Raw genomic sequence first — 22544 nt, 5'->3', positions numbered from 1 at the left:
AGGCCGCCGGACATCTCTGGCGGCCCTTCCGGTTCTGACCGATCGCACCCGTCATCGCGCGACGCTGCGCTCTGCTTCAAGCAGACGCGTGTTCTGCAGAACTCATTGACTTAGATCAACGAGAGGTTCGCCAGTTCGCCGCACTCCAATGCTGCACGAAACCGATGCGAAGAGCGACGCCTTGCTGCGACCCAGCGACGTCGAAGAGGCTGATTTGGCGGTATTGACCATTTAGTTGGAGAGTTTCATGAGGACCTTCAATCCTTGGGTGACGTTGGTGCTTCTCGTGACGCAATCGGCCTCGATACAGGCCGCGGATTTGAACGGAGCCTGGACAATCGATGCCTCGGCCTGCGGCCAAATGTTCACCAAAGAGAACAACAGGATTGCCTTCAAGAAGGATGCTGATCTCCACGCGGGCGGCCTCATCGTCCAGGGAAGGGAAATCACCGGCACATTTGAAAAATGCACGGTCAAATCGTTGCACGATGACGGACCGAATATGCGAATAGTCGCGTCGTGCTCGGACGGCGTCTCGATTTCAGACATGGCATTCGACCTGACGTTCGCCGGAGAGAATAATATCACACTCAGCTCCAAGGCACCGGTGCCGGTGCAAATGCCGTATGTGCGCTGCCCGATGTGAAATCGACCGCGACGGTTTCAAGGAATCTGGATGGATGATCCGGACATCACGACCTGAGACCGTCGAGGCTGCGCCGATGATGACATCATGCCACTGTTTTGCCCGACGCGTCAAATCGATTTCGTAAAATCCGCAGCAACTCGCGCCTACCGCCAAGCCATTGATTCCGTTGGCCCCGGCTACTGTGCATGGGGTTGTTTTCGCGTTTTTTGTTTGCGGTCGCTAAAAACCACGGCTCAAAGCAGCGGCCGATAGACCTCGCCGATCCGCGCCGCCTCGGCATCGAGGCTGAATTTTTCGAGCACCCGCGCCCGTCCCCGGTCGCCCATCGCCCTTGCAGCAGCGATATCCTGCATCAGCGGCTCGAGCGCAGCGGCTAGAGCATCCGCGTCACCCGTCGGGATCAGCACGCCGGTCACACCATCCTCGACCACGAGCTCGGCCGCACCGGCGCGCGCGGCGACCAGCGCGCTGCCGGCCGCCATCGCCTCGATCAGCGTGAGGCCGAATCCTTCGTTGCGCGAGGTGAAGGCGTAGATCGTCAGCCGCTGATACCAGCGCTGCACCGCTTCGATCGGCAGCTCGCCGGTGATGACGATGCGCGGTTGCAGGCCGGCGGCCTCGATCCGTTTCTTCAGGTCGTTGGCAAAGGGAGTTTGCTCGGGCGTGACCTGGCCGACGATGATTGCGGTGAAATCGGGATAGCGCGGCAGCAATCGGCACATCGCATCGACGAAGACGTCGGTGCCCTTCTGCGCCCGCACGCGGCCGAAGCAGCCGATCGCGTAGCGGCCGGGCAGCGCGGCTTCCGCGAAGGCAGCAGTGCGATCCTGCGGTGGCGCATAAACGTCGGTGTCGACACCGTGCGGAATCACTGTCGCCTTCACCTTCAGGAACGACGCCGAGATGTCGGAGGTCGCGATGATTGCGTCCATCTGCCGGATCAGCCAGCGCGTGATCCAGCTGTGATGCCGCTGCGCCGCCGAGGTGAAGACCAGCTTGAGCGGCCATCCGAGCGCGCGCAGCACGACACCCGCAATCATCTCGTTGTTGCGCCGTGCATGCCAGATCAGCGGCGTCTTGCGGCGCCATAACTTGAGGAAATCGGCTACACCCAGGCGCGCAATCCCCTCCGGCGCGTCCGAGCCGAACCATGCGGCGCGATAGAGCCTCGCCAGCCGCGGCGCCACCATCCGGTTGGTCGCGGTGACCCCGGAATAGCGCCTGTGCAGATTTGGCACGATCACTTGCAGATCGCCCGGGGAATTCGCCACGTCATGCTCCATTTCGAATGGTCCCTATACGCAACATTAAGCATAGTGGCCAGTTCAGCCGCGCCGAAACCCCCTCTTCACCGCGCAAACGTTAGCATCGAGCGTTGATCGAAGACGGGTGAGACCATGACTGTGCTAGTCACCGGCGGCGCCGGCTATATCGGAAGTCACACGGTCCTGGCGCTGGCGGAAGCCGGCGAGGACGTCGTCGTGATCGACGATCTCTCCACCGGTTTCTCCGCTTATCTGCCGGAAGGCGTGCCGCTGTTCATCGGCGATGCCGGCGACGAGAACCTGCTCGAGGGCGTGATCGCCCAGCACAACATCGAGAGCATCATCCATTTCGCAGGCTCGGTCGTGGTGCCGGAATCGATGCGCGATCCGCTCGGCTATTACCGCAACAACTTCATGACCGCCCGCAATCTGCTCAACGTCGCCGTCAAGCGCGGCATCAACCGCTTCATCTTCTCCTCGACCGCCGCCGTCTACGGCAATCCGGACCAGGTGCCGGTGCCCGAGCACGCGCCGACGCGGCCGCTGTCGCCCTACGGCTCGTCGAAGCTGATGACCGAGATCATGCTGCACGACGTCGCCGCCGCCTACGGCATGCAATATGTGACCTTGCGCTATTTCAACGTCGCCGGCGCCGATCCGCAGGCCCGCATCGGGCTTGCCACCGTCGGCGCCACGCATCTGCTCAAGATCGCGGTCGAAGCCGCCACCGGCCAGCGCGCCAAGATCGACGTGTTCGGCACCGACTATCCGACCCAGGACGGCAGCTGCATCCGCGATTTCATCCACGTCACCGACCTCTCGCAGGCCCATCGCTCGGCACTGGCTTACCTGCGCAACGGCGGCGCCTCGACAACGCTCAATTGCGGCTATGGCCGCGGCTATTCGGTGCTGGAGACCATCGACGCGGTGCGGCGGGTTTCGGGCCGCAGCTTTGCCGTGCAATACGCCCCGCGCCGGCCCGGCGACATCATGACCATGGTCGCCGACACCAGCCGCATCCGCGCCCTGCTCGACTGGAAGCCGCAATATGACGACCTCGAGACCATCGCAGCCCACGCGCTGGCCTGGGAGGAGAAGCTGTTCCGCGAGCGCCATGGCGAGCTCCGCCAAGCCGCCTCGGCCTAGAATCCTCCCCTGCGCAAGCCCTTAATTGGGCTTGAAAAGCCCCGCTTTAGCGGGCACAGAGGCCCTTCGATCCCTGACGCGCGGGCAGGCTATTGTCCTGTGCCGTCAATGGACTACGGATGGCCCAGTTTCCAAAGAAAATCACCGACGATCCCTATGCGGCAGCGGTCCTGATTCGCCGCCTGGTCACGGAACAGGGGATGATCTACTGGCGGCGCTACCTCGTCGCCTTCGCGCTGATGGCGCTTGCCGCCGGATCGACCGCGGGCGCGACCTACGTGCTCGGCCAGGTCATCAACCAGGCCTATGTCGACAAGAACATCCCGGGTATCGCGATGTTTTCGGGCATCACGGTGATCCTGCTGTTCATCAAGGGCGTGGCGACCTACGGCCACATGGTGATCCTGACCAAGATCAGCAACGCCATTCTCGCCACCAATCAGCGCCAGCTCTTCGCCAAGCTGATGCGCGAGAGCGTCGGCTTCTTCTCCGAGCGGCACTCCTCGGAATTCCTGGCGCGGCTGACGGCCGGCGCCAAGTCGATCACCGACGTCCTCAACATGCTGGTCAACGCCGTCGGGCGCGACCTCATGATGCTGCTCGCCATGATCGGCGTGATGGTGTGGCAGGACCCGGTGATGTCGTTCATCGGCCTCGTTGTGGTGCCGCCGGCGATGCTGGTGCTGCGCAAGCTGGTCAAGCGCATCAAGGGTCTCGCCTTCAACCAGTTCACCGGCACCGCCGACATCATGGAGACCATGCAGGAGTCGCTGCAAGGCATCCGCACCGTCAAGGCGTTCACGCTCGAAGAGACCATGCAGAAGCGCATCGACGAGAACATCGCGATCGTCGAGCGCAACGCCAACAAGATGGCCCGCGTCGCCAACCGCTCCAACCCGCTGATGGAGATGCTCGGCGGCTTCGCGGTCGCAGGCTGCCTGCTCTATGGCGGCTACAGCGTGGTCGCGCTCAACGCCACGCCCGGGGCGTTCTTCTCCTTCATGACCGCGTTCCTGATGGCGACCGAGCCGGCCAAGCGGCTGGCGCGGCTCAATATCGACCTCAACAGCCAGCTCGTCGGCGCCCGCATGCTGCTCGAAGTGGTCGACAGCCCCGCGAGCGAGCATTCCGACGACGACAAGCCGGCGCTAAAACTGTCCGATGCGCGGATCGAGCTGCGCGATGTCAGCTTCTCCTATCGTGCCGGCGAGACCGTCCTGAACCGCATGAGTTTCGTTGCCGAACCCGGCAAGGTCACCGCATTGGTCGGCCCCTCCGGCGGCGGCAAGTCGACCGTGCTATCGCTGCTCTTGCGCTTCTACGAGGTGACGCAAGGAGCGATCGTGATCGACGGCCAGTCGATCGGCTCGGTCTCGCGCAAATCGCTGCGGGCACAGACCGCCTATGTCGGCCAGGACGTCTATCTGTTCCGCGACACCATCCGCAACAACATCGCCTTCGGCAAGCCGGGCGCGACCGAAGAGCAGATCATCGATGCCGCCAAGGCGGCCTGCGCGCATGATTTCATCATGAGCTTCCCGCTCGGCTACGACACCCCGGTCGGCGAGCACGGCACGCAGCTGTCGGGCGGCCAGCGCCAGCGCATCGCGGTCGCGCGCGCGCTGATCAAGAACGCGCCGATCATCCTGCTCGATGAGGCCACCGCCGCGCTCGATTCCGAGTCCGAGAAGCAGGTGCAGGAGGCGATCGAGCATCTCTGCCAGAACCGCACCACCATCGTGATCGCGCACCGGCTGCACACCATCATGCACGCGGACGCGATCCTGGTGGTCGAGGGCGGCGAGATCGTCGAGCAGGGCCGGCACGACGAGCTGTTGCGCCGCTCCGGCCGTTACGCCTCGTTCTTCCGTCTGCAACACCACGACGCAAGCGCCTTGGCGCTGGCGCCGATCAGCGCAACCGCATAACATCGCATTCACCCCAAGATCACCCCAAGAGCAGCGAGACCGCTCCATGAACGCCGCCTCCTACGTCATTCCGCTTCCATCGCAGCCATCGCTTCCCGTCGTCGGCGAGGCCGGCCGTTACCCGGTGCGCCGCATCTGGTGCGTCGGCCGCAACTATCTCGAGCACATCCGCGAGATGGGCAATGACGAGCGCGCGCCGCCGTTCTTCTTCGCCAAGCACGCCGACATGCTGGTGCCCGATGGCGCCACCATTCCCTATCCGCCGCTGACCAAGGATTTGCATCACGAGGTCGAGCTGATCGTCGCGATGAAGAGCGGCGGCCTGAACATTCCCGCCGACAAGGCGCTCGACCATGTCTATGGCTATGCCGTCGGCATCGACCTCACCCGCCGTGACCTCCAGATCGCCTCGCGCAAGAAGGAGCGTCCGTGGGAGATCGGCAAGTCGTTCGACTATTCCGCGCCCTGCTCCGCGGTGCAGCCCGCCGCGAAGATCGGCCATCCCTCGAAGGGCAAGATCTGGCTCACCGTCAACGGCAAGGAAGCCCAGAAGGGCGACCTCACCGAGTTGATTTGGAACGTGCCGGAGATCATTTGGCAGCTCTCGCAGCAGGTGAAGCTCGCCGCCGGCGACATCATCATGACGGGCACACCGGCCGGCGTGTCGCAGCTCCAGCCCGGCGACAAGCTCGAATGCGGCGTCGACGGCATCGGCACGCTGAAGGTTGCGATCGGCCAGCCGGAATAGGCTGCACGACATCTCGAAATCGAAAGGCCCCGGACATGTCCGGGGCCTTTTTGATTCGGATCGTATCTACCAGGCCTTCACCGGCCGATTGGCGTGGCTCATCTGCGGCACACCGCGATTGAGCGACATGTGGGAATGCACGCATAGCCAACCGTCGCCATTCCTGGAAAACACCATGGTGGCCCGGCCGGGACGCGGAAACGGGCTGCCGTCGGGATGAAAACCCGTACTCGTCCACGGCGCGATCACGGTCGCCATCGCACCATCGGGGGACGCCAGAATCGAGGTCTGCTCGAGGACAAAACGGAAGTCGGTCGTCTTCGGCCAGACGTTGTCCCATTGCGTCGAGACCCATTGATCGAGGCCCGGGATGACGTCGTTATGCGTGCCGAAGGCGAGCACCTCGGGGTGAAAGAGCGGCCGCGCCGAGGCGTAATCGACCTCGCGCACATAGCCCGCGAAGGTTTCCAGCCACTGGCGGAAGAACTGCGCTATTCCGGTGCTCGCTGTCGGCAAGGGCGCCATTGCCTGCTCCATAATCGGCCACTAAATCGCGGCAATCTTGTTGCCATGGACTGAACTGTCCAGCAAGACTCGCGCCAATGGTCAGGACCGGGCTGGTCCGCCGTAGAGATTACATTGACAACGAGAGGTGTCTCTGATGTCGACCACGACCACCGAGCTCGAAGGGCTGCTGATGCAGCGCTCGCTCACCGACCCACAGCTTGTGGCCGCAGCGGAGAAAGCGGCGGACTTCCGCATCCTGCCGGATGCCACCGTGATCAAGATCGGCGGTCAGAGCATGATCGATCGCGGCCGTGCCGCGGTCTATCCGGTCGTCGAGGAGATCGTTGCCGCCCGCAAGGCGCACAAGCTCCTGATCGGAACCGGCGCCGGCACCCGTGCGCGGCATCTGTATTCGATCGCGGCCGGGCTTCGCCTGCCGGCCGGCGTGCTGTCGCAGCTCGGCGCGTCCGTCGCCGACCAGAACGCCGCGATGCTCGGGCAGCTGCTTGCCAAGCACGGCATCTCCGCCGTCAGCAGCGCCGGGCTCTCGTCGGTGCCCCTGTTCCTCGCCGAGGTGAACGCCGTCATCTTCAGCGGCATGCCGCCCTATAGCCTGTGGATGCGGCCCGCGGCCGAAGGCGTGATCCCGCCTTACCGCACCGATGCCGGATGCTTCCTCGTGGCCGAGCAGTTCGGCTGCAAGGCGATGATCTATGTGAAGGACGAGAACGGCCTCTACACCGCGAACCCGAAGACGTCGAAGAACGCCACCTTCATTCCGAAAATCTCCGTGGCCGAGATGAAGGCCAAGGGCTTGCAGGACTCCATCCTGGAATTCCCGGTGCTCGATCTCCTCAACGCCTCGCGCCATGTCCGTGAAGTGCAGATCGTCAACGGCCTCGTCCCCGGCAATCTTACCCGCGCGCTGGCGGGCGAGCATGTCGGCACCATCATCACCGCGAGCTGAAGAGAGCACCGTCATGACTGATGTCAACCAGATCAAGCACGTCGCCTCGCCGCTGGCGCGCCAGACCCTGCTCGACAGCGATCTCACCCGCCCCGTCGCGGGCAACCGCCCGATCAAGCTCTTGCCCTGGCTGCAGGTCATCAAGATCGGCGGCCGCATCATGGATCGCGGCCATGAAGCGATCCTGCCGCTCGTCGACGAACTGCGCTCGCTGCTATCAGAGCATCGCCTGCTCATCCTGACCGGCGCCGGCATCCGCGCCCGCCATCTCTACAGCGTCGGTCTCGATCTCGGACTGCCGGTCGGCTCGCTGGCGCCGCTCGCCGCAAGCGAGGCCGGCCAGAACGGCCATATCCTTGCAAGTCTGCTGGCGCCGGAGGGCGTCTCCTACATCGAGCATCCCACCATCGCGAGCCAGCTCGCCATCCACCTCACCGCGGCGCGTTCGGTGGTCGGCAGCGCCTTTCCGCCCTACCACCACCATGAATTCCCGACCTCGCGCATTCCGCTGCATCGGGCCGACACCGGCGCCTTCCTGCTCGCCGACGCGCTCGGCGCCGCCGGGCTCACGATCGTGGAGGATGTCGACGGCGTGTACTCCGACGATCCCAATGGCGCCGATGGCAAGAAGGCGGAGCTGCTGAAAGAGACCAGCTTTGCCGAGCTTGCGAAGCTGAAGGGCACGCTGCCGTTCGATCCGGCGTTGCTCGATGTCATGGCGAACGCGCGGCACATCGCGCGCGTGCAGGTCGTGAACGGCCTCGTTCCCGGCCGGCTCACGGCGGCGCTGCGCGGCCAGCACGTCGGGTCGATCATCAACACCGGCGCCAAGCCTGCGTGATGCAAAAACAAGGCCCCGGAGTACGCTCCGGGGCTTTGTCATTTAGTCACCGTAGCCCGGATGGAGCGAAGCGCAATCCGGGACTTTCTCGCCGTGGCAAAAATCCCCGGATTTCGCTTCGCTCCATCCGGGCTACGCGGCTCGCCGATCCGCGCTACACCTGCTTCACCGCAGCGCCGACATCACGATGAGGCCGAGGATCAGCGCCGTCAGCGAGTATTTCAGCGTGTAGTATACGTTGCGGTTCCACTCCTTGACCTTGCGGCTGGCGAGGTGGATCTCGTAGAGCTTGCCGAACACCTTGTTGAGCACGCCGACGCTCTCGCCATCGACGTTCTGGGTCGCCGACGCCTTGACGATGTGATGGCTGACCCAGCGGTTGATCGCGGTCATGAAGCCGAACTTCATCGGGCGCTCGACGTCGCAGAACAGGATGATGCGGTTGACGTCGGTCGCATTCTCCGCGCTGTGGATGAAGGTCTCGTCGAACATGAAGGCTTCGCCGTCGCGCCAGACGCATTCGACGCCGTCGACCAGGATGCGGCACTTGTTCGAGTTCGGCGTGACGAGGCCGAGATGGTAGCGCAGCGAGCCCGCGAAGGGATCGCGGTGCGCCCCCAGCTTGCCGCCCGGCGGCAGCATCGCGAACATCGCGCCATGAATGGAAGGAATCGAATTCAACAGCTCCACCGTTTGCGGGCACAGCGTGCGCGCCGAGGGCAGGAAGTCGTCGTACCATTTCAGGTAAAAGCGCTTCCAGCCGCTCTTGAAGAACGAGTAGAAGCCCCAGTCGTTGTTCTTGGCCGCCGCGCGGATAAAGCCCTCGTCGAACAGGCGAACGGCCTCGTCGCGGATGGTCTCCCAGTTCTCGCTGAGGGGCTTGAGTTCGGGAAACTGCTCGACCGGGATCACCGGCTTGTTCGGCACGGCCGAGCCCGCATACATCAGCACATTGTAGGGCGCGAGATAGGTCGAGTGGTCACCGAGCTGGCGCGCGAAGCGCAGCCGCTGCTTGCCTCGGAAGTGAACGTAAATGGTGGATGCCGCAAGCACATAGAGAATGACAAGTTGCGGCGCAAAAAGCTGTTTCAGCATATCCCCGGTTCCAAAGTGACCCAGCCGGGGACGTCATCTACCCCGACCTAGGCCGACGGGCAAGATATTGAAGTGCATCCTGAGGCTGTTCCAAAGGTTGTGATTGGGACGGCCCAGGCCGTGCCGTGCACAATTAAAAATCGCAGCCGACCCGAGATCAATCCCGGCGTTGCGGCCAGCTTTCGGGATGGTATCCTGCTCCACAGGTTGGGAAGTCGGGGGGCGTCTTGGGGATGTGGCGGTTGTTCGCGGGCTCTACGCTCGCGCTGTTTCTGCTTGGACTATCCGCATCTGTGAATGGTCAAGGCGCTCCGCCGCGACCGCCGCTGGGCAAGACGCCGGATCCGGAGCTCCGCGGCCAGTGGCTGCGGGCCGGGCAGGGATTCGCCTGCAAGGTCGACGCCGGTAAGCGTGTCAGCCCGCCCGACCCTGACGTGCTCAGCTTCGCCTGCCAGCGCATGGGCGCGCTCGGTGTGGGTATCCCGGAAGCGTCACTCAAGGCCGTGCTCGGCGAGCCGCACCGCAAGCTGCCGCCGGCGAACGGCGCCACGACCTATGTGTACTTTCTCGGCAAGCCCGACCAGTTTCCCTATCTCGCCGCAACCGTGAAGGCGAACCGCGTTCTCGCGCTCCAGATCAGTGGGCCGGCACAGGCCGCCCCCTACAGCTTCAACCAGATCAATCTCGGCGACGCCACGGAGAAGCTCCTGGCGCAGCTCGGCAGTCCATTCCATGTCGGCCCGAGCGGGCTCGAGAAGACCGAACTCTGGACCTATGGTCCCTGGCCGTTCTCATTCGAGGTGCGGGAGGATCGTGTCACCTCGATCCGAATCAGCGATCCGACGGTTCAGACGCAGTAGATTCGATTGCGTGCTGGGTCACACCCGGGACAGCGCCTGGAGACCCTTGAAGGTCAGGCGCTTGGGGTCGGTGACGCCGGCGAGATAGAGCCGGCGGATGAAGGCGATGACGGCGTCGCGGTCGCAATCGGTCAGCGCGACGACGGCGTCGACCGCGATCTTCTGGGCTTCCATTGGGCTCACCTCGGCCTGCGAGTAACCCGGCCGAGACAGGCTAGGACTCATCCGTTAATTCGGCGTTAACCGTTTGGGCAGCATGGCTGATTCAGCCCGGCCTCCGAATACGCAAAACAACGCATGGCGCCGGTACCGGGCGGCCGGCATGCGCCCTCAACTCCCGGCGATATCGGCGACGGCCTCGGCGAAGGCCTGCGGGGCCTCCTGGGGCAGGTTGTGCCCAATGCCGCCGCTGACCGTCCGGTGCTCATACTTGCCCGAAAACATCCTGGCGTAGGCGGCGGGCTCCGGATGCGGTGCGCCGTTGGCGTCGCCCTCCATGGTGATGGTCGGGACCGATATCACCGGCAAGCCCGCGAGCCGCTGCTCGAGCTCCGCATACTTCGCCTCACCCTCCGCGAGGCCAAGCCGCCAGCGATAATTGTGGATCGAGACGTCGACATGATCGGGATTGTCGAGCGAGGCCGCGCTGCGGTCATAGGTGGCATCGTCGAAATTCCACTTCGGCGATGCGAGCTTCCAGATCAGCTTGGCGAAGTCGTGCCGGTTCTTGGCGTAGCCTGCGCGGCCGCGCTCGGTGGCAAAGTAAAACTGATACCACCATTGCAGCTCAGCACTCGGCGGCAGCGGCATCTTGCCGGCCGCCTGGCTCGAGATCAGATAGCCGCTCACCGAGACCATCGCCTTGACGCGCTCCGGCCAGAGCGCCGCGACGATGTTGGCGGTCCGCGCACCCCAATCATAGCCGGCAAGCGTCGCCCGCCTGATGCCAAGCGCATCCATCAACGCCACGATGTCGGCGGCCAGCGCCGCGGGCTCGCCGTTGCGCATCGTCTGGTCCGACAGGAAACGCGTCGTGCCATAGCCGCGCAGATGCGGAACGATGACGCGATACCCGGCCTGCGCCAGCGCGGGCGCCACGTCGACGAAACTGTGGATGTCATAGGGCCAGCCGTGCAGCAGGATCACCACGGCCCCATCGGCCGGGCCGGCCTCGGCATAGCCGACGTTGAGAACGCCGGCATCGACCTGCTTGAGCGCGCCGAACGACGCGTTCGCGCCCAGCTTGATCGGCGGGAGGCTCTCCGCAACGGCTGGCGACGTGAAGTTCCCGAGCAAAATGCGGGCGCCCGCCACGCCCAGGACGGCGGAGCCGAGGAAGCGGCGACGATCGGGATTGACTTGCGACATGTTGATCTCGTGACCTGAAAAGATGAGCGCGCGCTGTGTCGACCTGCAATTAGGCCCAATCGAGACGGCGGCGAAGCGCCACCGAGCGACAGACACTCTTCCTCTCCGCGAACGTATCACAATTCAGCGAGGGCCGATGCTCTTCTTCAGGGCCGCGAACTGCTTCTTCAGCCGCGGCACGGCAAAGTCGGTGAAGGCGCGCACTTTCGGCACCGCAAGCCGCCCCTGCGGACAGACCAGATGGGCCGGCATCTCCGGATCCGCGTCGCCGGCCAGCACGACCGCCAGCTCGCCGCGCGCGACCTCCTCGGCCACCTGGTACGAATACATCCGCGCGATGCCGCGTCCGGCGACCGCGGAAGCCACCGCCGCATAGGTGCTGTTGACGACGAGCCGCGGCGTGAACTGGACCGTACGCGGCACCGATGAGCCTGCCTGCGGCGCAAACGTCCAGGAATTGGGGAGATGGGCCATCGCCACGATCTGGTGCTTGGCGAGATCGCCCGGCTCCGCGATCCGCGGATGCTGCTTCAGATAGCGCGGCGCCGCCACCACGACACGGCTGATCTCGCCGACCCGCATCGCCACCATCGCCGAATCCGCGAGGTGGCCGATGCGAAGCGCGATGTCGACGCCCTCCTCGATCAGGTTGACCGCGCGGTCGAACAGCAGGAGCTTTGCCGACACCGTCGGGTAGGCGTCGAGGAACGCATCGAGGATCGGACGCAGGACCATCTCGCCTGACACCACAGGAGCGGTGATGGTGAGCAGGCCGCGCGGTGCGGTGCGCGGTCCGGCCGCGATGTCATCAGCCTCTTCGAGCTCGGCGAGCACGCGACGGCAGATCGCGACATAGCGCTCGCCCTCCTCGCTCAGCTTGATCGCGCGCGTCGTCCGGTGCAGCAACTCGGCACCGACGCGCTCCTCCAGAAAGGCGATGGCGCGGCTGACCGCGGCCGGTGAGCGGCCGAGCTTGCGCCCGGCAGCGGCAAGGCTGCCCTCGTCCACCGCAAGGACGAACACCTTCATCGCATCCAGACGATCCATGCGCTTCCCGCCAGCCCGCTCGGTTTCGGGTTGCAAGCTAAGCGCTCGCTCCCGCCGCGACAACCGCCGCGGGGCTGCGATCCGCCCCCGGGCCGATCCGGCATTCGTTCGCGCCGCGAAAGAGTGTCTGCCGGACAGCGCGTATTCGCAGCCGGGCCGCGGCGGCGTACCTGAGCGGGCAAGCCAGCCACTGCCCCGCAGCCGACTGGCACAGGTCCGGAAGTCAACAACAGGAGCCCATCATGGGTATCGAGCAGAAGGTCGCCATCATCACCGGTGCATCGCAGGGTATCGGCGCCGCCCTGGTCCAGGGTTTTCGCGATCGCAACTATCGCGTCGTCGCAACGGCGCGCTCCATCAAGCCGTCGAGCGACGATGACGTCCTCGCCATCCCGGGCGACATCGCCGACTGGACCACCGCCGAGCGCGTGGTCTCGCAGGCCGTCGCCCGCTTCGGCCGCGTCGACACGCTGGTCAACAACGCCGGCATCTTCGTCGCAAAGCCGTTCACGCAGTATACGGCCGAAGACTACGCGGCAGTGATGGGCGTCAACGTCGCGGGCTTCTTCCGCATTACGCAACTCGCCATCGCCGAGATGGAAAAGCAGGGTTCGGGCCACGTCGTTCAGGTCTCGACCAGCCTGGTCGACCACGCCAACTCGAACGTGCCGTCGGTGCTGGCCTCGCTGACCAAGGGCGGCCTGAACGCCGCGACCAAGTCGCTTGCCATCGAATACGCCAGGCGCGGCATCCGCGTGAACGCGGTCGCGCTCGGCATCATCAAGACGCCGATGCACGCAGTCGAGACCCATGCGCAGCTCGGTGCGCTGCACCCCGTCGGCCATATGGGCGAGACCTCCGACATCGTCGATGCCGTGCTCTATCTCGAGCAGGCAGGCTTCGTCACCGGCGAGATCCTGCATGTCGACGGCGGCCAGAGCGCCGGCCACTGAGCCCGCGCAGGGGGACGACATGACCGAACTCAATGCCGATGCCAAGCACCACGCCCGGCCGCATCAGCGGCCGGGATCGACGTCTCAGCAGACTTGGCGATATGCCGTGGCCGGCTTGTCCGCATCGCTGGTCGGACTCGGCCTCGCCCGCTTTTCTTACACGCCGCTGATCCCCGCCCTCATCGCAGCAAAGTGGTTCAGCGCCTCCGACGTCGTTTATCTCGGTGCGGCGAACCTCGCCGGCTATCTCGCCGGCGCAGTTGCGGCGCGAGCTGTGGCCACGCGCATCGGCGCGGTCAACGCGCTACGCGCCATGATGCTGCTCGCCACGCTCTCCTTCTTCGCGAGCTCCGCCCCGGTGTCGTTCACCTGGTTCTTCGCCTGGCGTTTCTTGTCCGGGCTCACCGGCGGAATCATCATGGTGCTTGCGGCGTCCGTTATTCTCCCGCACACCTCGCCCGCGAGGCGTGGCATCGTCGGCGGCGTGATCTTCGCGGGTGTCGGTCTCGGCGTCGCTGCATCGGGCACGCTGGTGCCGCTGCTCTTGCAGCAGGGTTTGCAACAGAGCTGGTATGGCCTCGGCGTGCTGTCGGCCCTGCTCACGCTCGCGAGCTGGTGGAACTGGCCCGCGGAAGCCAAGGCCGATGCAACACCTGTGCAACATCACCCGAAGCACCGCCGCGCCTCGCCCGCCATCCGCGCTTTGCTGATCCAGTATGGCCTCAACGCGGTGGCGCTGGTGCCACACATGGTCTTCATAGTCGATTTCGTGGCGCGCGGCCTCGGCCAGGGCATCGCCGCGGGATCGCGCTACTGGGTGCTCTACGGCCTCGGCGCGATCGTCGGGCCGCTGGTCACCGGCCATCTCGGCGACAGATCCGGGTTCGGACCCGCCTTGCGCGCCGCGTTCCTGATCGAGGCGGCCGCCGTGTTGCTCCCAGCCGTGAGCACCGCACCGGTTTCGCTGATCGTGTCGAGCGTCGTGGCCGGCGGCTTCACGCCCGGCATCGTGCCGCTGGTGCTCGGACGCATCCATGAGCTCGTGCCGCACTCTGCCGAGCAGCAGCGCACCACCTGGAGCCATGCCACGACCAGCTTTGCGCTGTTCCAGGCGGCGGCCGCCTATGGCTTCTCCTGGCTCTACGCGCACACGGGTGGCGACTATCTCGTCCTGTTCGCGCTCGGCGGCGGGGCGGTGGTTCTAGCACTCGCGATCGATCTCGGCCTCACCCTGATTGTCCCGAGCAGATCCTGAACGCATGACGGCAGGCGAGCGGTGCTACAAGGTAGCGGGCTTTATCATCTTTTGAGCAAGCGATCTCAGCAACTCGGTTTGCTTCAGGACTAACTCACATTGCTTTCGCGCATGCGTGCTCGAGAGCTCAACCAATTCCGCCAGCGTTCTCGCACGACCCAACTCCCCCGCATACTCCAAGGTCGCGCCCGCATTGACTTTCATCAGTTCGAGCACGACGGCGCGACACTCGGCTGCCGTCCCAATCGCCTCGATGAGCTGGCTTTCCGCGGCGGCGACCCCATCGGCCTCGGATGGTCCAGCGGCGAGCCGTGGATTGGCGAGATCTTTGGCATAATCCAGCGCAACGTGAGCGCCAGTCTTCATGCCGTCCAAAGCACGGGCCTGGCAATCCTTGACCATGTCCACGATGAGATCGGTGGTGGTGCTGCTCGGAGGTTCAGGTCTTGGAGGTTCAGGTCTTGCAGCTTCAGGTCTCGCAACTTCAGGTCTTGCAACGATGACGCTGGCCCCTTCTTGTGCCGGAACGGTGATCGGGGCAGGCGCTGCTTGCGCGATCTGCGGCGCATCCTGGAGGAAGACGGTGACCGAGCCAGGCGGCATGGCCAAGCCCTCGTCGACGGCACGGCCCACTTCCGCCGTCAGCTCCACCAGCGAGCGACGCCTGGCGCGCGCAACGTCAGCAGGCTGTCTTGAGCGCGCCTTTCCCATGATCATCCAACTCCCCGACAAAGTGCGCCGCGATCCAACCCCACAGAGCGACCATTTCCTCCGAAGCTTTTCCCTCCGGCGCGAACTCGGTCACGCCCAGCCCTGCCCCGAGCGCGTCCTGGTGGTCGTTACGCTGTCCAATGAAGGGAAGCGCAAGCACGCCGAGCGAGCTGAGCGACGTCGCAGCTTCGCTCAACCGGCAACCCCGTGTCGGCGTCTGATTGAGGATGAAGGCAAATCGGCGATTGAGCCTGCGGATGGCGATCAGCGTGGGGATCGCGGCTTCGATATCGGCCGGGCTCGGGCGCGCCGGGATCAGACAGAGATCGGCGCTGGCAATGACGCGCGTCGCCAGGCTGTTGGTCGTCGCGGCGGTGTCGATGATGGCAAGCCAGATGCCTTCAGCCCTGAGGCGCGCGATCAACGGCTCGATCTCGGCGGGATCAGCAACGCACTCGACGCGAGGATAGGGATCCTCGCGGCGCTCCTTCCATTTCAAGACCGTACCTTGCGCGTCCGCTTCAATGAGAGCGACGCGCTGTCCGCGCTGCATCGCTGCCACGGCCAGTCCAACGGAGAGCGTACTCTTGCCGCTTCCGCCTTTCTGCGTGACCAGAGCAAGGACGTACATGTTCCGCGCTCTCCTGAAGACGGCAACGACGCGGAACTCAGACGTTGTCGAGAATAGATTTCTTGCAACGCAAAATACTACCGTAAGTCGCGATTCGTCTCAAGCGATCGTGAGCCTCCTCCGGCAATTTACGTAGCAAGATCAGGAATATTGCATCACGCCGTCGTCGATCCTGCCGAACCGCAGGGAGACGATGTCGAACGCATAGTTCTGGTAAAGCCGCCACGGCCGCTTCGAACCCTGTTTCGGCATCTTCGCGACCGCGCGCTGCACGTAACCCGAGGTGAAATCCAGCGACGGCTGCGCGGTGATCGTGGGGTCGTCATTGTGCGGCACGCACTGGCGGAAATTGTGCCGGTCCATGTAGTTGATGAGCCGGCAGACATATTCGCAGGTCAGGTCGCATTTCAGCGTCCAGGAGGCATTGGTATAGCCGAAGGCGGAGGCCATGTTGGGCACGTCGGCATACATCATGCCCTTGTAGGTCAGCGTGTTGGCGAAATCGACGGCACGGCCGTCGACGCTGACCTCCAACCCGCCGACGACCTGGAGCACGAGCCCCGTCGCCGTCACGATGATGTCCGCCGCAAGTTCGCTGCCGTCCTTCAGGCGAATGCCGTCGCGCGTAAAATTGTCGATCTCGTTGGTGACGACGGAGGCGCGCTGCTCGCGGATCGCATTGAAGAGGTCGCCGTCCGGCACGAGGCACAGACGCTGATCCCAGGGATTGTAGCGCGGCGTGAAATGGGTCGCGACGTCGTAGTCGGGGCCGAGCGCCATCTGCACGCCCTTGAGGATGAGGTCCTTCACCTTCGCGGGCCGGCGCCGGCTGAGCTGGAAGAAGAACATCCCCCACATCACGTTGCGCCAGCGGATCAGGTGGTAGGCCAGCCGCGCCGGAAGATTGCGGCGCAGCTTGTTGGCGAACGGATCCTGCGCCGGGCGCGACACCACATAGGTCGGGGAGCGCTGGAGCATGGTGACGTGGGCCGCCTTCCTGGCGAGCTCCGGCACCAGCGTCACCGCGGTCGCGCCCGAGCCGATCACGACCACGCGCTTGCCGGCATAATCGATGTCCTCGGTCCATTTCTGCGGATGCACGATGCGGCCGGCGAAATCCGCCACGCCCTTGAACTCCGGCGTGTAGCCCGCCTCGTATTTGTAATAGCCCGAGCACATGAACAGGAAATTGCAGGTGAAGCGCACGATTTCGGACGCGCCCTCACCCGCGGTGCGCTCCGCCTCGACGGTCCAGCGCGCCTCACTCCTCGACCACGCCGCGCGCCTGACACGATGGCGGAAGCGGATGTGCTTCTCGATGCCGTTCTCGGCTGCGGTCTCGCGCACATAGTTCAGGATCTGCGGGCCGTCGGCGATCGCCTTCGGATCGGTCCACGGCTTGAAGGAATAGCCGAGCGTGAACATGTCGCTGTCGGAACGGATGCCGGGATAGCGGAACAGATCCCAGGTGCCGCCGATACAGTCGCGTCCCTCCAGGATGACGTAGCTCCTGCCCGGGCACCTGCTTTGAAGATGATAGCCCGCGCCGATGCCGGACAGGCCGGCACCGACGATCAGCACGTCGAAATGTTCTTTGGCTTCGATCATGGCGTTCTCCCGCCGCACAGGATGGGCGGCGCCGCGCCGAATTGCAACCGTCAGGGGATGGTCGCGCCGTAGACACAGGCGGTGTCGAAATACTCGTGGAATTCGACTGCCTTGCCGTCCTTGAAGCGCCAGAAATCCACCTTCGGCGTCTTCGCGACCTTTTTGGTCTTCTTGTTGGTCCACGCGCATTCGCCGAGCGCGACGACGGTATCGCCCTGCGCGACGTACTCGTTCATCGTGTAGTACTGCATGCTCCAGTCGGCCAGCAGGCCGTCGAAATAGCCGCGCAGCTCGGTACGGTCGTCATAACGCTTGGCAAAAGGCACCGGCTCGGCACCCCGCGGAATCGAATCGAACTTGATCTGCGGGCCGATGACCTTGTCGAACCAATAGTCGACGCTGGCTCCCTTGCTGTCGTTCCACTGGCGATAGGCTTCCTTCAACAGCTGAACGTTGGCTTCGCTGGACATCGCATTCCCTCCATATGCATTCTGAAAATGAACTGGGAAAGGCGGCCGCCCGCTTCGAAAGTGGCAGGCTTGTTTTGGCTCTACCTCCGAGCGTACCATAGAGAATGGCGACAAAAAAAGCCCCGGATCGCTCCGGGGCTTTCGTGTCGCAGCTGGATAAATTCTCAGTAGCGGTAGTGATCGCTCTTATACGGGCCTTCCTGCTTGACGCCGATGTAGTCGGCCTGGTCCTTGCGCAGCTCGGTGAGCTTGACGCCGATCTTGGCGAGGTGCAGGCGCGCGACCTTCTCGTCGAGGGTCTTCGGCAGCACGTAGACTTCCTTCTTGTACTTGCCGTCCTTGTTGTTGGCGAACAGCTCGATCTGCGCCAGCGTCTGGTTGGTGAAGGAGGCCGACATCACGAAGGACGGATGGCCCATCGCGTTGCCGAGGTTCACCAGGCGGCCCTCCGACAGCATGATGATGCGGTGCTTGTCGGGGAATTCGATCTCGTCGACCTGCGGCTTGATGTTGGTCCACTTCAGGTTACGCAGACCCGCGATCTGGATCTCGTTGTCGAAGTGGCCGATGTTGCAGACGATGGCGCGATCCTTCATCGCGCGCATGTGCTCGATGGTGATGATGTCCTTGTTGCCGGTGGCGGTGACGAAGATGTCGGCGCGGGGCGCGGCGTCTTCCATGGTCACGACCTCGTAGCCTTCCATCGCCGCCTGGAGCGCGCAGATCGGATCGACTTCCGACACCATCACGCGGCAGCCGRCCTGGCGCAGCGAGGCGGCCGAGCCCTTGCCGACGTCGCCGAAGCCCGCGACCATCGCGACCTTGCCCGACATCATCACGTCGGTGCCGCGGCGGATGCCGTCGACCAGCGATTCACGGCAGCCATAGAGGTTGTCGAATTTCGACTTGGTGACGCTGTCGTTGACGTTGATGGCCGGCCACAGCAGCGTGCCCGCCTTCTGCATGTCATAGAGACGATGCACGCCCGTGGTGGTCTCTTCGGAAACGCCCTTGATGCTCTTGGCGATCTCGGCGAAGTAGCCCTTTGGCTTTTCCTTGAGCTGCTTCTTCAGAAGCGCGAAGAAGACTTCCTCTTCCTCGGAGCCGGGCTTGTCGAGGAAGGCGGTGTCGCCGTTCTCGGCGCGCAGACCGAGATGGACGTACATGGTGGCGTCGCCGCCGTCGTCGAGGATCATGTTCGGGTGACCGCCGCCGTGCCAGTCGAACAGTTTTGCGGTGTAGTCCCAGTACTCAGCGAGCGTCTCGCCCTTGACCGCGAACACCGGGATGCCGGCGGCCGCGATCGCCGCCGCGGCGTGGTCCTGCGTCGAATAGATGTTGCAGGAGACCCAGCGAATGTCGGCGCCGAGGGCTGCCAGCGTCTCGATCAGCACGCCGGTCTGGATCGTCATGTGCAGCGAGCCGGCGATACGCGCGCCCTTGAGCGGCTGCTTCGGGCCGAACTCCTCGCGGGTGGCCATCAGGCCGGGCATCTCGGTCTCGGCGAGCGAGAGTTCCTTGCGGCCGAAATCGGCGAGCGAAATGTCCTTGACGATGTAATCGGTGAAGCCGGGCTTCGCGTTCATAGGGGGTTCCTGTTTGTTTGGCTCGTCATTCCGGGTCGCTCGTGAAACGAGCGAACCCGGAATCCGGAGGATCGAGATTCCGGGTTCGCCGCTGTCGCAGCGCTCCGGAATGACGCAAGTGAACTAGAGCGCGCGCTTGAGCGGCTCGACCAGATCGGTCTTCTCCCAGGAGAAGCCGCCCTCGTTGTCGGGCGTGCGGCCGAAATGGCCGTAGGCCGAGGTGCGGGCGTAGATCGGGCGGTTGAGGTCGAGATGGCTGCGGATGCCGCGCGGCGTGAGATCCATCGCCTGCGCCGCCGCCTTCTCGAGCTGATCCTCCGGCACCTTACCGGTGCCGTGGGTGTCGATGTAGATCGACAGCGGGCGCGCCACGCCGATGGCGTAGGCGAGCTGCAGCGTGCAGCGGTCGGCAAGACCGGCCGCGACGATGTTCTTGGCGACGTAGCGCGCGGCGTAAGCCGCCGAGCGGTCGACCTTGGTCGGATCCTTGCCGGAGAACGCGCCGCCGCCATGCGGGGCCGCGCCGCCATAGGTGTCGACGATGATCTTGCGGCCGGTCAGGCCGGAGTCACCGTCGGGACCGCCGATGTAGAACTTGCCGGTCGGGTTGATGTGCCAGATGGTCTTGCCGTTGATCCAGTCCTTCGGCAACGCCTCGCGCACATAGGGCTCGACAATGTCGCGAACCTGCTTGGAGGTGAGGTCCTCGACCAGATGCTGGTGCGAGACCACGATCTCGCGGACGCCGACAGGCTTGCCGTTCTCGTACTGCACGGTGACCTGGCTCTTGGAGTCCGGACCCAGCACCTTCTCGCGGCCGGAGTGGCGCGCCTCGGAGATGAGGCGGAGGATCTTGTGGGCATAGAAGATCGGCGCCGGCATCAGATCCGGCGTCTCGTTGGTGGCGTAGCCGAACATGATGCCCTGGTCGCCCGCGCCCTCTTCCTTGACCTCGCCCGGCTGAAGCGCGTCGACGCCCTGGGCGATGTCGGCCGACTGCGGATGCAGCAGGATCTCGATGTCGCAGGTCTTCCAGTGGAAGCCTTCCTGCTCGTAGCCGATGTCCTTGATCGCGTTGCGGACGACGCCTTCGATCTGCTCGTTGGTGACGGAGGCAGGACCGCGGGTCTCACCCGCGATCACCACCTTGTTGGTGGTCGCGAGCGTCTCGCAGGCGGCGCGGATCGCCCATGGGTCGATGCCGGCCTTCGGCCCCTCGCGGTAGAACAGATCGACGATCTCATCGGAGATCCGGTCACAGACCTTGTCCGGGTGGCCCTCAGACACGGACTCGCTGGTGAAGAGATAGGACGCGCGCATCAAGTAACCCCTTGTTCCGCCTCATCAGGACGGTCGTTTGCGATGTTTACTCTAGGATTCTGTCAATCACGCCGTCGCGAGATGACGTAGGATTCGTCGAAAAACCAGAGCCCGTTGTACTTTCGCAGTACATCCCTGGCGGCATCCAGAGTGCGGCCGTTTTGAGTCATTTCTGTCAATCGGTCGTCCTCAATCTGAGCGACATACACCGCCGCATTCCACGCTGCAAAGGCTGTCGAGGTTCCGATGGTGCCGGTCACCTCGTTGGGCAGCGCTTCCATATCATACCGGAAGATCGAACGGTTATCGGCGTAAGCGTTAAAATTGAGGTCCCGCCCCACCGAGCCGAGCTCGTATTTCACCGCGCGCAATAGCTCATGACGGCTCACTGAGAAAGGATTTTCTCCAGGCCAGACCGCCTGGATGATCTCTATCCCCGGATCCTGCCCGTGGGAGTGAATCCCGATCAGCCGGCCACCGGGCCGCAACGCCCGCGCCAGGGGCGCAATGATGCGTTTTGCACGGAAATTAACCGAAGATTTGGCCCGATAGGGCTGCGAGGCGATGACCAGGTCGAAATTGGCCTCGGTCCGGCCCGGCCGGGGGATCGTCGAATCAAGCAGGAATCGGTGGTCTTCCCGGTAGAGCACCAGCACCACCGGCCGCTCGTACAGCGGCATTCCGGTCCGCGGGCTGACCGCCGCGCGCCAGTTCTGCTCCAGAAATGGTTTCAGATCGGCGATCTGGGTCTCGAAGTCGCCGGACGCATCGCCCCGCAAGGCCACCTCGTGCCAGACCGTCGCGGCCGCCGCCGCCGGCGAGGCCGGCGTCAGCCAGGGCGCCTCGGCGTAGTACATGTTGGTGAAGACGAACACCGAGGCGGGATGCTCGAACAGCCGGTCCGGCACCTTCTCCAACGTCAGGCGGACATCTTCGAGGCTCAGCTCCTTGCCCGCGACATAGAACGGCATATGCGGAAAATACCGATGCATCGCGCGCAGCGTCCGCGCCAGCACCGTGCCGTCGCCGACGCCGGCGTCGAACACGCGCAGCGCCGGCGGCCGCGGATGGAGGCTGGCAAGCTCCAGCGCAACCCTGTCGGCGATCACGCGCTTCTCGCTGCAGGTGTGGACGAACAGCAGGTATTTCTGCCGGTTCTCGAAGAAGCGGAAATTGCCGCGCGGATCGCGCTTCTCCGGCGGCACCTGAAGCCCCCGCGGCGGCGGCATCCCGCCGGGCATGGACGCCGCCATATAGGCCTGGATCCGCTCCAGCGTGTCGATGGTGATGCGCTTGCCCTCGCGCAAGCGATGCACCAGCTTGCCGTCATTCACCGCGCGACGCCCGAACGTCGACTCCGCCATGTCCGCCTTGCGGCAGAATTCGGTGATCTGGCTGAGAATCTCGTCGTTTTTCATGGGCGGGATGGGATGGGACGTGGTGGGCAGCGGGAGTCGGCCAAAGGGTCCTAGCATCATCTGCCCAACCGGGGAAATCGTTGCCACACCCTCCGTGTCGTCCCGGCGAAGGCCGGGACCCACCGCGAAATCCATCGATTACGATCGATAGGAGTACCGAACGACGAGTCC

The 22544-nt window shown here is 64.3% G+C and carries 22 protein-coding genes; 9 read left to right on the top strand and 13 right to left on the bottom strand.

The genetic code is table 11. The features are described from left to right. Positions 1-247: 247 nt before the first annotated feature. A complete protein-coding gene (locus ACXJMY_RS19610) occupies positions 248-646 on the top strand; it encodes a hypothetical protein (protein ID WP_456620983.1) in 399 nt (132 codons plus the stop codon). Positions 647-882: 236 nt separating this feature from the next. Here ACXJMY_RS19610 and ACXJMY_RS19605 read toward each other — a convergent pair whose 3' ends face one another. Continuing rightward, positions 883-1920, bottom strand: a complete 1038-nt coding sequence (locus ACXJMY_RS19605; RefSeq protein ID WP_456620982.1) for a glycosyltransferase family 4 protein — start codon at positions 1918-1920, stop codon at positions 883-885. 126 nt (positions 1921-2046) lie between these two features. Here ACXJMY_RS19605 and galE point away from each other — a divergent pair, with 126 nt between their 5' ends. The 3 genes from galE (at position 2047) to ACXJMY_RS19590 (ending at position 5736) form a co-directional block, all read left to right on the top strand. Then, positions 2047-3060 carry a UDP-glucose 4-epimerase GalE gene (gene galE / locus ACXJMY_RS19600; RefSeq protein ID WP_456620981.1) on the top strand — a complete coding sequence of 338 codons (1014 nt, stop codon included), beginning with the start codon at positions 2047-2049 and terminating at the stop codon, positions 3058-3060. A 119-nt stretch (positions 3061-3179) separates the two neighbouring features. Beyond that, positions 3180-4988: an ABC transporter ATP-binding protein gene (locus ACXJMY_RS19595; protein WP_456620980.1), complete on the top strand. Its 1809-nt coding sequence runs from the start codon at positions 3180-3182 to the stop codon at positions 4986-4988. Between the two features lie 46 nt (positions 4989-5034). Further along, positions 5035-5736 carry a fumarylacetoacetate hydrolase family protein gene (locus ACXJMY_RS19590; RefSeq protein ID WP_456620979.1) on the top strand — a complete coding sequence of 234 codons (702 nt, stop codon included), beginning with the start codon at positions 5035-5037 and terminating at the stop codon, positions 5734-5736. A gap of 66 nt (positions 5737-5802) precedes the next feature. On the opposite strand, the gene ACXJMY_RS19585 is transcribed toward ACXJMY_RS19590, so the two are convergent. After that, positions 5803-6261 (bottom strand): YybH family protein, encoded by a 459-nt coding sequence (locus tag ACXJMY_RS19585; protein ID WP_456620978.1) that lies wholly within the window; start codon positions 6259-6261, stop codon positions 5803-5805. A 136-nt stretch (positions 6262-6397) separates the two neighbouring features. Between ACXJMY_RS19585 and ACXJMY_RS19580 the strand changes: the two genes are divergently transcribed. After that, positions 6398-7210, top strand: coding sequence for an amino acid kinase family protein (locus tag ACXJMY_RS19580; RefSeq protein ID WP_456620977.1), 813 nt, complete (start codon positions 6398-6400; stop codon positions 7208-7210). Between the two features lie 13 nt (positions 7211-7223). Next, the gene (locus ACXJMY_RS19575; RefSeq protein ID WP_456620976.1) at positions 7224-8051 is read left to right on the top strand and encodes an amino acid kinase family protein; all 828 of its coding nucleotides are present in this window, start codon (positions 7224-7226) and stop codon (positions 8049-8051) included. Between the two features lie 165 nt (positions 8052-8216). On the opposite strand, the gene ACXJMY_RS19570 is transcribed toward ACXJMY_RS19575, so the two are convergent. Further along, positions 8217-9146, bottom strand: coding sequence for an aspartyl/asparaginyl beta-hydroxylase domain-containing protein (locus ACXJMY_RS19570; protein WP_456620975.1), 930 nt, complete (start codon positions 9144-9146; stop codon positions 8217-8219). A 233-nt stretch (positions 9147-9379) separates the two neighbouring features. Between ACXJMY_RS19570 and ACXJMY_RS19565 the strand changes: the two genes are divergently transcribed. Beyond that, positions 9380-10006 carry a hypothetical protein gene (locus tag ACXJMY_RS19565; RefSeq protein ID WP_456620974.1) on the top strand — a complete coding sequence of 209 codons (627 nt, stop codon included), beginning with the start codon at positions 9380-9382 and terminating at the stop codon, positions 10004-10006. 18 nt (positions 10007-10024) lie between these two features. Here ACXJMY_RS19565 and ACXJMY_RS19560 read toward each other — a convergent pair whose 3' ends face one another. The 3 genes from ACXJMY_RS19560 to ACXJMY_RS19550 all read right to left on the bottom strand — a co-directional run bounded on the left by ACXJMY_RS19560 (position 10025) and on the right by ACXJMY_RS19550 (position 12421). Then, positions 10025-10180 carry a hypothetical protein gene (locus ACXJMY_RS19560; protein ID WP_167768006.1) on the bottom strand — a complete coding sequence of 52 codons (156 nt, stop codon included), beginning with the start codon at positions 10178-10180 and terminating at the stop codon, positions 10025-10027. Positions 10181-10336: 156 nt separating this feature from the next. After that, positions 10337-11374, bottom strand: coding sequence for an alpha/beta fold hydrolase (locus ACXJMY_RS19555; RefSeq protein WP_456620973.1), 1038 nt, complete (start codon positions 11372-11374; stop codon positions 10337-10339). 123 nt (positions 11375-11497) lie between these two features. Next, a complete protein-coding gene (locus ACXJMY_RS19550) occupies positions 11498-12421 on the bottom strand; it encodes a LysR family transcriptional regulator (protein ID WP_456620972.1) in 924 nt (307 codons plus the stop codon). Between the two features lie 242 nt (positions 12422-12663). Here ACXJMY_RS19550 and ACXJMY_RS19545 point away from each other — a divergent pair, with 242 nt between their 5' ends. Beyond that, the gene (locus ACXJMY_RS19545) at positions 12664-13374 is read left to right on the top strand and encodes an SDR family NAD(P)-dependent oxidoreductase (protein ID WP_456620971.1); all 711 of its coding nucleotides are present in this window, start codon (positions 12664-12666) and stop codon (positions 13372-13374) included. A gap of 19 nt (positions 13375-13393) precedes the next feature. Further along, positions 13394-14629: an MFS transporter gene (locus tag ACXJMY_RS19540; RefSeq protein WP_456620970.1), complete on the top strand. Its 1236-nt coding sequence runs from the start codon at positions 13394-13396 to the stop codon at positions 14627-14629. Positions 14630-14653: 24 nt separating this feature from the next. Here ACXJMY_RS19540 and ACXJMY_RS19535 read toward each other — a convergent pair whose 3' ends face one another. From ACXJMY_RS19535 to ACXJMY_RS19505, 7 genes are all read right to left on the bottom strand, one after another. Further along, complete coding sequence (locus tag ACXJMY_RS19535; RefSeq protein ID WP_456620969.1) at positions 14654-15346, bottom strand: phasin family protein; 693 nt, start codon at positions 15344-15346, stop codon at positions 14654-14656. Further along, positions 15309-15971 (bottom strand): nucleotide-binding protein, encoded by a 663-nt coding sequence (locus tag ACXJMY_RS19530; RefSeq protein ID WP_456620968.1) that lies wholly within the window; start codon positions 15969-15971, stop codon positions 15309-15311. Before ACXJMY_RS19530 ends, ACXJMY_RS19535 begins: the two co-directional genes overlap by 38 nt. Positions 15972-16112: 141 nt before the next feature. Next, positions 16113-17579, bottom strand: coding sequence for a flavin-containing monooxygenase (locus tag ACXJMY_RS19525; protein ID WP_456620967.1), 1467 nt, complete (start codon positions 17577-17579; stop codon positions 16113-16115). A 50-nt stretch (positions 17580-17629) separates the two neighbouring features. After that, the gene (locus ACXJMY_RS19520) at positions 17630-18049 is read right to left on the bottom strand and encodes a nuclear transport factor 2 family protein (RefSeq protein ID WP_027545109.1); all 420 of its coding nucleotides are present in this window, start codon (positions 18047-18049) and stop codon (positions 17630-17632) included. 164 nt (positions 18050-18213) lie between these two features. Further along, complete coding sequence (gene ahcY, locus ACXJMY_RS19515) at positions 18214-19635, bottom strand: adenosylhomocysteinase (protein WP_456620966.1); 1422 nt, start codon at positions 19633-19635, stop codon at positions 18214-18216. Positions 19636-19758: 123 nt separating this feature from the next. Next, complete coding sequence (metK, locus tag ACXJMY_RS19510) at positions 19759-20955, bottom strand: methionine adenosyltransferase (RefSeq protein WP_456620965.1); 1197 nt, start codon at positions 20953-20955, stop codon at positions 19759-19761. A gap of 62 nt (positions 20956-21017) precedes the next feature. Further along, a complete protein-coding gene (locus tag ACXJMY_RS19505) occupies positions 21018-22373 on the bottom strand; it encodes a hypothetical protein (RefSeq protein WP_456620995.1) in 1356 nt (451 codons plus the stop codon). Between the last annotated feature and the right edge of the window lie 171 nt (positions 22374-22544).

This window comes from Bradyrhizobium sp. P5_C12 (genome assembly GCF_054049735.1).
Note: the sequence above shows the minus strand (reverse complement) of the source record. Positions and strands in the feature narration are given on the sequence as shown.